The following is an 8,756-nucleotide window of genomic DNA, read 5'->3' on the forward strand; positions in this document are numbered from 1 at the left end:
CGTGTAAATCTGCAACCCGATCGAATCGGGTTTTGCTGGCGCCTTTGATCGCTAAATTTCTGATTAGTCGATTTAATTCCTTCGACGCTTTGTCGGTTTTAAAGTCATAGGGTTTGTCCATTGCTCCTTTGGTTAGAGTTGCAACAACAGGCTTGGGTAGGCAGCATTGTTTGATGAGGGTCGTATTTTTCCATGTAATTTTGCGCTGGTGATGAAAGAGGGTGTACAGGTCGCTCAATCTGTCGAGAACACGCGCCGCTTTTTCTTGAGCGGAATAGACATCCAGCGCGGACACCGATTCCACTTTTACGTAGCATTCGTCGATGCTGCGAGTAAACTCTGGCGTTTCAGCTTGCAGTGCAGCCATTTCTGCAGGAAGTTCCTCGACAATGCTCACACCAAACGCTTCAGAAGATTCTTCCACCGTTTTTATTAGGTCGCTAACCACAAAATATACGTCGCATTCATGAGAAAATGGATAAAGCGTGCTCAAAAACTCGTCTATTTGATCCGCTTTGGTGATGGGGGCGCCCCCCGGTGCAAAGAAAAAAGCACTTGTTTTGCCTTGAAGACTCTTTTTGCTGACGCCCATATTGATTAGCGTTGTAACCATGGTTCGCGCAATAGTGTCAATCTTTTTCTTTTTGATGGCTTTGACGTTTGTCGAGAGTTGATCAAAGCACGCGTGCAGATAGCGATGCGCTCCTAGTGTGTCGCTAAGTGCGCTTAGTCGGCGCTTTCGTTCCGAAAGTTTAGCTTCATCGTCTGGCCTAACGTATCTCTCGATAGGGAGATCGAGGAGTGCTTTGGCAACAGGGTCATGCTGGACGCTCCATATCAATTCCTCGAGTACTGGCTTCAAGTTGGCAGCATCAATCAGATCGTCTTCAATGTTTTTTATTATTGTTAGTGCCTCTTGGCATAAGTATGGCGCATTGAGAGACATTGGCTTATGGGTGTCGAGAGTGAAATCCCATACCAATTCGTCCAGCCGTTGTGCGAAGAACAGCAGTCCATCGAGGTCCGGCGTAATTGTCCATCTTGAGAGGTTTTTGAATTTCATACTGTCTTATCCTGATATCACGGCTTGTTGTTCTTGGCGATTAAATTGAGGTACGCCCTGGCTCTTACAGGCACGACCGCCTCAACTGGTAGGCCATGTGAAAGTCCAGCGCATTAGCCCCGACGCCGCCATCTTGACGACCTCGGCGTTTCCGCCCTTGGCCTGCAGCAAATCAACGAGGTCGAACCTCGCCTTGCTCTGCAGAGCCCCAAGAACACCCAGACCTTGAAAAAGCCAGGTGCCAGCCGCGAAGCCAATTCGGGCTGGACGTTCTGATCGTCCGTGAGGTCGTGGTTATGGGACGTGGTCACGCAAGCTCCTCCCTGAAACTAAATCTGAAATGGCGTCGATCGCGCCTCGCGCGGCAGACTAGCCCCAGCCTCCCCCTTAGGGCTTGAGGGATTTCCATGAGGATTGGGAAAGAAGTGGTCGCACTTGTGTGCCATCCCACGCCGGGCCGGCGTGCGTGACGCACCCGGGCAACAGGCGGCGAGGCGCCTCGGCCCCGCGTTAGCCGGACCGGGATAGCTCGTCCAGCGCCCGCAGCGCGTCGTCCAGCCTGTCCCTGGGCACGAACAGGTGGTCGTGGTGAAAGGCCGAGACCACGTTGCAGGCGATGCCTTGCGACGCAAGCGCCGCGCTGATGCGGGCCAGGAAGCCCACGGCGTCCAGGGCCGAGTGGATGGTCAGCGTCACCATCCTCGATTCGAACTGGAACGCCAGGCCCAGCGCCTGCGCCTGCCGCAGCGGGACGATGGCCGTCAGGCCTTCGGGTTCATGGAAGCTGCCGACCGGGCTGAGCGCTTCGGGGAGCCGGCCGTTGGAGAAGCAGCAGAAAACGAACACCTCGGGGTGGACCGAGGGGGCCATCTGCTTCAGCAGGGTGGGGAGGTGGTGTTCGGCGGGCATGTGACCCGCATCCAGCAGGCGCAAGGTCTGCTCGTCCGGCTGGCCTTGGTAGAACACCGCCAGTGCCTGGGCGAAGCAGGGCTCCTGTGGCGCCACCGCCGCAAACAGCGTCAGACACGACCGGAGCTTCATCGCGTCCACCTCGCCCAGCATCGCCACCGCGCTGCGATCGGGGTGGCCGAGCAGGGCGTTGACGCAGTCCACCAGGCGGGGGCCCAGCACAGGGTGGGCCAGGTAGTCGGCGGCTTCCTGGCGGTCGCGGATGCCGTACTCGCGCGCCCTCTGGCTTCGGCCCAGCTCGCGCAGCTGCGGCAGCACGTACCAGATCCAGTGCGTGCGCTTCTGGCCCGCCTTCAGTTCGGTCAGGGCCTGCGGGTAGTCGCGGGCCTGGGCGTGCAGGAAGCGGTCGAGGGGCGAGGGCGGGGCGGTCATGGCGGCGCGGGGGGTGGCGGGCTTGTCTCCCTCAAGCGTGCACGAAATTACCGCCCTCGCGGTATTTCCGGTCGGCCTGGGCGCTGATGCAATCGCTCGCGCTGTTTTTCCTGGGCCGCCCCGTCGCCGCCCACCAACGGCCCTTGAAGCCATCGCCCGGTGACAGGCCCTCAGCCCCGCGCTGACGCCTCGCCCCACGCGCCCCCTTTCCACCTTGTCTTCCTTCCCAGCGGCTGCCCGGCGAGGCCAGCCACCGGGAGGCTTCGTCCCGTCCTGCCTCGCCGCCCGAGAACCAAGAAAGTCTTTTCATGAAGTTGTCCCATGCCCTGTTGACCACCGCCTTCAGCTTGTCGCTCGCCGCCTGTGGCGGTGGGGGCGGCGATGCCCCGGCGCCCGCCTCCGCCGACCAAGCCAAGGTGTCGCTGGCGGAGTTCGAAGGCGTCTGGAAACGCGACGCCGCCCACGACGTTTGCGTGCCCGACTTCGTCTACAACCAGGACTACGCCGCCCGCGTGCGCGACGTCACGCTGACGAAGACAGGCAGCAACGAGCTGGAAATCGCCTACGCGGTGCAGGTCTACAGCGACGACGCCTGCACGGTCAAACAAGGCCTGGTGAGGGAACGCTTCACCGTGAGCCTGGTGCCGGTGACCCGGGCCGGCCGGGACAACGTGGTCAAAGGCATTCCCCGCTTTGTCGGGGCCGTGGCCAGCGCCGATGGCGGGGCGGGCATCACCCTCACCGCGCTGCCCGACGGTCGCATGACCGGTTTGACCAACGTGAAAACCATCGGCGACGTGCAAGGCGGCCGGCTCCAGTTCTCCGTGGCCGAGCCGGGCCAACCGGTGGACGCCGACGGCTACCCGAACGACTTCAACGCCAACGACTACTTCGTTCGCTGAGCGCTTGACATCCCGCGCGCTCCGTCCCCCCGGGCGCGCGGGCGCGTCCCTCAATCCGTGCTCTGGCCGATGCGCCACAACACCCCGCAGGGATCGAACAATACGAAGTCCCGCATGCCCCAAGGCTGTTCCTCCACGGCGCCGATGCGCACGCCGTAGCGCTCGGCCACGCCGCGTTCCACCAGGCGCTGGCGCCAGGCGTCCACGTCTTTCACCAGCAGGTGCAGCATCAGGTTCTCGGCGAAGGCCTGTTCGTAGAAGTTCTGCAGCAGGAAGCGCGCGCTGCCGTGGTGCAGGTAGGCCATCTGTTCGTTGTGCCAGTTCAGGCGGAAACCCACGTCCTGGTAGAAGCGTTGGGAGAGTTCGAAGTCCTTGGCGGGCACGAAGGGCTTCATTTCGATGACGTCGAAGTCGGGCATGGATGGGCTCGGCGGGTCAGGGGGCATGGGCCTCGCGGCGAAAATCGCCGCGATGCAATCTTCCTCCTATTACCGAATGGCCCTGATCCTGGGCCTGCTGTCGGCCATCGGCCCCTTCGCCATCGACATGTACCTGCCCGCGCTGCCGGCCATCGGCAGCGCCCTGGGCGCCGAGGTGGGCGCCGTGCAGTTCAGCCTGACGGCTTTCTTTCTGTCGCTGGGCGTGGGGCAGCTCTTGTACGGGCCGGTGTCCGACATGGTGGGGCGCAAGCCGCCGCTGTATTTCGGCCTGGGCCTGTTCGTGGTGGCCAGCGTGGGCTGCGCGCTGGCGTCCGACATCCAGACCCTGGTGGCTTTCCGCTTCCTGCAGGGCCTGGGCGCGGCGGCCGGCATGGCCATTCCGCGCGCCGTGGTGCGCGACCTGCACACCGGCACCGAGGCCGCGCGCCTGATGTCGCTGCTGATGCTGGTGTTCAGCGTGTCGCCCATCCTGGCGCCGCTGGCCGGCAGCGGGGTGATCGCGCTGGCCGGCTGGCGCGGCGTGTTCTGGGCGGTGGCGCTGGCGGCCGTGGCCGGGCTGGCGCTGGTGGGGGCCACGCTGCGCGAGACGCGCCCGCCCGAGCAGCGGGTGGAAAGCAGCGTCGGCGGCGCGCTGCGCGCCTACCGTCTGCTGCTGGGCGACTGGCACTACCTCGGGCTGGTGGGCATCGGCAGTTGCGCGCTGGCGGGCTTCTTCGTGTTCCTGGCGGGCTCGCCTTTCGTGCTGATCAACCACTACGGGCTCACGCCCACGCAGTACAGCCTGGCGTTTTCGTTCAATGCGGTGGCTTTCATCGGGGCCTCGCAGTTCACGGCCACGCTGGGGCGGCGCTTCGGCCTGGCGCCCATGGTGAAGGTGGCGGCCACGGCCTCGGGTTCCACCATCGCGTTGCTGCTGGCCTATTACCTGTTCGGCGGTGACGCTCTGTGGGTGCTGATCGCGCTGAACTTCATCGCCAGCGCGTTCATGGGCCTGGTGATTCCCACGGTGTCGGTGCTGGCGCTGGAAGAGCACGGCCCCATCGCGGGCACGGCCTCGGCGCTGATGGGCACGCTGCAGATGCTGGTGGGCGCTCTGGCCATGGCGGTGGTGGGCCTGTTCGCCAACGGCCAGCCGCTGCCCATGGTGGTGGGCATGGCGCTGGGTTCGTTCAGCAGCGTGGCCCTGACCTGGCTGACCCTGGCGCGATCGACAGGGGGCTCGCGCCCCCATGCCCTCAGAACGTGATGTTCGCGGACAGCCAGAAGGTGCGGCCCGGCAGCGTGGTGCCGCTCACCGAGGCGCCGCCCTGGAAGTACCCGTTCACCCAGGTCGGCGTGCCGTTGAGGTTGACCAGGCGGTACTGACGGAAGTCCTTGTCGAACAGGTTGTAGATGTTGGCGTTGAGCGTCACGTTCTTCGACAGCTTGTAGGCGCCGCCCAGGTGGAAGAGGGCGTGGGCCTTGATGTCGCCCACGGCCTGGTAGATGGCCAGGTTGTTGCCGGTGAGGCGGGCCGGGTCGCCGCTGAAGCGCGGGCTCTTGCCGCGGTACTCGCCGCGCAGCCACAGGCTCCACTTGTCGCTCGGGTCCCAGCTCAGCTGGGCGTTGGCCACGTGCCGGGCGGTGTTGGCCAGCTGGCCGTTTTTCACGCCGTCCTCGACCACCTCGCTGCCGGTCCAGGTGTAGCCCAGCTTCAGGCCCCAGCCCTTGGCGATCTGGACGCGGCTGCTCAGCTCCAGGCCGTAGGTGGTGGCCTCGTCCACGTTGATGGCGTAGGTGGCGTTGGGGTTGGCCGAGCAGCTCGACACCCAGTTGACCGTGCAGTCGCCGCCGCCGCTGATCTTGTCCTTGACCTTGTTGTGGAACAGGGTGACGGCGCTGCTCAGGCCGGCCTGGCTGTCGAACAGCGCCGAGATTTCCGTGCTGGTGCTGGTTTCGGGCTTGAGGTTCGGGTTGCCGATGTTGATGGTGGCGCCCTGGCCGCTGACGCCGCTCACGCCGTCGATGAGCTGGTTCAGGCGCGGCGCGCGGAAGCCCTTGCTGACGCCGCCCTTGAGGGTCCAGTGCCGGGTGGCGTCCCACACCAGGTAGGCGCGCGGGCTCACCTGGCCACCGAAGGCGCTGTGGTTGTCGTAGCGGGCGCCGAGCGTGGCGGTCAGTGCCTGGCTGAGTTTCCATTCGTCCTCGGCGAACACGGCCCACATGGTCTGGTCGTGCTTCTCGGGCAGCAGGCCGTCGGTGAGCTGGGCGTCCCACCACTGGCCGCCCACGGTCAGCACGTGCGCGTCGCCCACCGGGGCCACGAGCTTGCTGTCGAGCACCAGGTTGGTGGTCTTGAGTTCGCGCGGCGTGCCGCGGCGCGGGTCGCCGGCGGGCACGGCCCCGCCGGGGATGGTGCGGCCGATGGTCTCGGTCTCGGTGTGCATCAGGCTGGACTCGAGCAGGCCCACGCCCAGGCGTGCGGTGTGGCCCACGGCCACCTGGTCGCGGTTGAAGCGCAGGGCGTCCTGGTAGCCGGGCGGGTTGTTGCCGAGCAGGTTGGTGGTGGCGTCGCGCGTGCCCAGGCGGCCGTCGCTGTTGTCGTACCAGGTGCGGCCCTGTTCCACGTCGAGCCAGAGCTCGTGCTGGCGGTTGGGCGTGAGCGTCAGGCGCGCGCCCACGTTGTGCTGGCGGCTCTCGGCGGGCGCGGGGTTGCGCGCCGAGGCGGGCTGGGCGGCGCCGGGGGCGAGCACGAAGTCCGAGGCCTCGCGGCGGTAGAGGTTGCCGCGCACGGCCAGGCCCAGCAGGTCCTGCACCAGGGGGCCGCTGGTGTACAGGTTGTAGCGCTGCTGCACGCCCCAGTCGCTGTCCTGCGGGATGCCGGTCTCCAGCGTGAGCTGGCCGCCCCATTGCTTGGCCACTTTGCGCGTGATGATGTTGATCACGCCGCCCATGGCGTCGGAGCCGTAGAGCGTGGACATGGGGCCGCGGATGATCTCGATGCGCTCGATGGCGGCCACCGGCGGGATCAGGCTGGTGTGCGCGGCGCCGAAGCCGTTGGGCGTGACGTCGCCCGCCACGTTCTGGCGGCGGCCGTCGATGAGGATCAGGGTGTACTCGCTGGGCATGCCGCGGATGCTGATGTCCAGGCCGCCGGTCTTGCCCGTGCCGCCGAGCACGTCGATGCCTTCAACGCCGGCCAGGGCTTCCGCCAGGTCGCGGTATTGGCGCGTTTCCAGTTCCTGGCGCGTGACGACCGAAATCGAGGCGGGTGCCTGCTTGAGTTCCTGCTCGAAGCCCGAGGCGGAGACCACGACCTCGCTGAGCGAGACCTCGGCGGTCTGGGCGTGGGCGTGGCCCAGGCCCAGCAACAGCAGGCCGCAGGCGAGGGCGGTGGCCTGCAGGGGGAACCGGCCAGCCGGCGGGGTGCGCCGCTGCGCGGGCGGCGGGGTCAGGTGTCGAGACATCAGCTTCCTCTGTGGGATGTGTTGGGTTGGCGGACTGGCTGGCTACTGCTGCAACCCGACCCACACGCGGCGCACCGGGCGCGGCTGACGGGAGAACGGTGAACTTGGCTGGCTGGTTACGGATTATTGCAAATAAAAATGATTCTTCTTAACTTGTTCTTAAGTTTTGATCGGGAAACGGGTGATTTCCTGTCACCAGTGCCTTCGGGCGATGAGCGTCGCAGGGTCTGGTTTTGTATTGCCATTGGCAAGTAAAAACTTGACAATGGCAAGTATGTCGACGCCCCAAGCCCTCAGCCCCGTGCCCCCCGCCGCCGTCAAGGCGGTGCGCCGCTTCAACCGCTTCTACACCCGCCGCGCGGGCGTGCTCTCGCCCTACCTGGGGGGCGATCTGTCGCTGACCGAGGTGCGCGTGCTCTACGAACTGGCGCACCAGCCGGGCCTGGTGGCCACCGAGCTGGCGCGAGAGCTGGGCATGGACGGTGGCTACCTCAGCCGCATCCTCAAGCGCTTCGAGCAGTCGGGCTGGCTCAGCCGCGCGCCCAGCCCGAAGGACGCGCGCCAGAGCCTGCTCACGCTCACCGACGCCGGGCACGAGGCCTTCGCGCCGATGCAGCAGAAGTCGCGCGAGGAGGCCGCGGCGCTGCTGGCCCCGCTGGCGCCGGCCGAGCAGCAGGCGGTGGTGGACGCGATGGCGCGCATCGAGCGGCTGCTGAGCCCCACGGCCGCGGCGCGCACGCGCGCGGCCGTGCTGCGCGACCCGCGACCCGGCGACATGGGCTGGGTGGTGCAGCAGCACGGCGAGGTCTACGCGCGTGAGTACGGTTGGAACATGGCCTTCGAGGCCCTGGTGGCCGACATCGTGGCCAAGTACGTGCGCGAGTTTCAGCCCGACTGGGAGCGCTGCTGGATCGCCGAACTCGACGGCGAGCGCGTGGGCTCGGCCTTCGTGGTGCGCAAGTCGGCCAGCACGGCGCAGCTGCGCATGCTGCTGCTGACGCCGGCCGCGCGCGGCCTGGGCCTGGGCGCGCGCCTGACCGACGAATGCCTGGCCTTCGCGCGGCACAAGGGTTACCGCAAGATGGTGCTGTGGACCAACAGCTGCCTCACGGCGGCGCGCGAGATCTACGCCAAGCGCGGGTTCAAGCGGGTGAAGTCGGCGCCGTACGAGGGCTTCGGGCAGTCGCTGGTGGGCGAGACCTGGGAGCTGAAGCTCTGAGGCGGTCCGGGGGTGTCAGGACCGGGCGCAGGGCCGTGGCGGCTTCGATGCGGCGCCCCTCGCTGCGCGAGGGGTCCCTTGCGATGCTCGGGCCAGCGGCGCGCGGCGGAACTCGCTGCGTGGGCTTCGCCCACTGCGCTCAGACAGCCGCCGCGAGTCAGTTGACGAAGCGCGCTGCGCGCGCCACCGCCGGCCCTGCGCTTCTCAGCACCGCATAGGCGCCGCCACGGCCCTGCGCCCGGCCCTGACGTGCAGCACCTGAGCCGGCCAACCAACGAAAGAACCTCGCTTCTCGCGCCAGTCCTGTCTGCAGGCCGAGGGTTCGGGCAATGGCGGGGTGGGCGC

Annotated in this window: 8 protein-coding genes; 3 read left to right on the forward strand and 5 right to left on the reverse strand. The window is 66.2% G+C overall.

The window, feature by feature from the left end; genetic code table 11:
• A partial coding sequence (locus tag BGO22_RS21870) for a hypothetical protein (RefSeq protein ID WP_286852426.1) occupies positions 1-1,063 on the reverse strand: 1,063 nt, incomplete at its 3' end.
• Between the two features lie 510 nt (positions 1,064-1,573).
• Positions 1,574-2,404, reverse strand: coding sequence for a DUF1810 family protein (locus BGO22_RS21875; RefSeq protein WP_139147006.1), 831 nt, complete (start codon positions 2,402-2,404; stop codon positions 1,574-1,576).
• A gap of 308 nt (positions 2,405-2,712) precedes the next feature.
• On the opposite strand from BGO22_RS21875, the gene BGO22_RS21880 reads away from it, so the two are divergent.
• The gene (locus BGO22_RS21880) at positions 2,713-3,306 is read left to right on the forward strand and encodes a hypothetical protein (protein WP_070398667.1); all 594 of its coding nucleotides are present in this window, start codon (positions 2,713-2,715) and stop codon (positions 3,304-3,306) included.
• A gap of 50 nt (positions 3,307-3,356) precedes the next feature.
• Here BGO22_RS21880 and BGO22_RS21885 read toward each other — a convergent pair whose 3' ends face one another.
• Positions 3,357-3,725: a VOC family protein gene (locus BGO22_RS21885; RefSeq protein ID WP_070398666.1), complete on the reverse strand. Its 369-nt coding sequence runs from the start codon at positions 3,723-3,725 to the stop codon at positions 3,357-3,359.
• A 52-nt stretch (positions 3,726-3,777) separates the two neighbouring features.
• Here BGO22_RS21885 and BGO22_RS21890 point away from each other — a divergent pair, with 52 nt between their 5' ends.
• Positions 3,778-4,992 carry a multidrug effflux MFS transporter gene (locus BGO22_RS21890; protein ID WP_286852427.1) on the forward strand — a complete coding sequence of 405 codons (1,215 nt, stop codon included), beginning with the start codon at positions 3,778-3,780 and terminating at the stop codon, positions 4,990-4,992.
• Here BGO22_RS21890 and BGO22_RS21895 read toward each other — a convergent pair.
• On the reverse strand, positions 4,982-7,192 hold the full coding sequence (locus BGO22_RS21895; RefSeq protein WP_083293112.1) for a TonB-dependent receptor domain-containing protein: 2,211 nt from the start codon (positions 7,190-7,192) through the stop codon (positions 4,982-4,984). The genes BGO22_RS21890 and BGO22_RS21895 overlap by 11 nt on opposite strands.
• 274 nt (positions 7,193-7,466) lie before the next feature.
• Between BGO22_RS21895 and BGO22_RS21900 the strand changes: the two genes are divergently transcribed.
• Positions 7,467-8,411, forward strand: a complete 945-nt coding sequence (locus tag BGO22_RS21900) for a bifunctional helix-turn-helix transcriptional regulator/GNAT family N-acetyltransferase (RefSeq protein WP_502686492.1) — start codon at positions 7,467-7,469, stop codon at positions 8,409-8,411.
• A 157-nt stretch (positions 8,412-8,568) separates the two neighbouring features.
• Here the strand turns inward: BGO22_RS21900 and BGO22_RS21905 are convergent.
• The coding region (locus tag BGO22_RS21905) for a hypothetical protein (RefSeq protein ID WP_286852428.1) at positions 8,569-8,756 on the reverse strand (188 nt) is incomplete at its 5' end.

It is taken from the genome of Hydrogenophaga sp. 70-12, assembly GCF_001897365.1.
Classification (GTDB): domain Bacteria; phylum Pseudomonadota; class Gammaproteobacteria; order Burkholderiales; family Burkholderiaceae_C; genus Hydrogenophaga; species Hydrogenophaga borbori.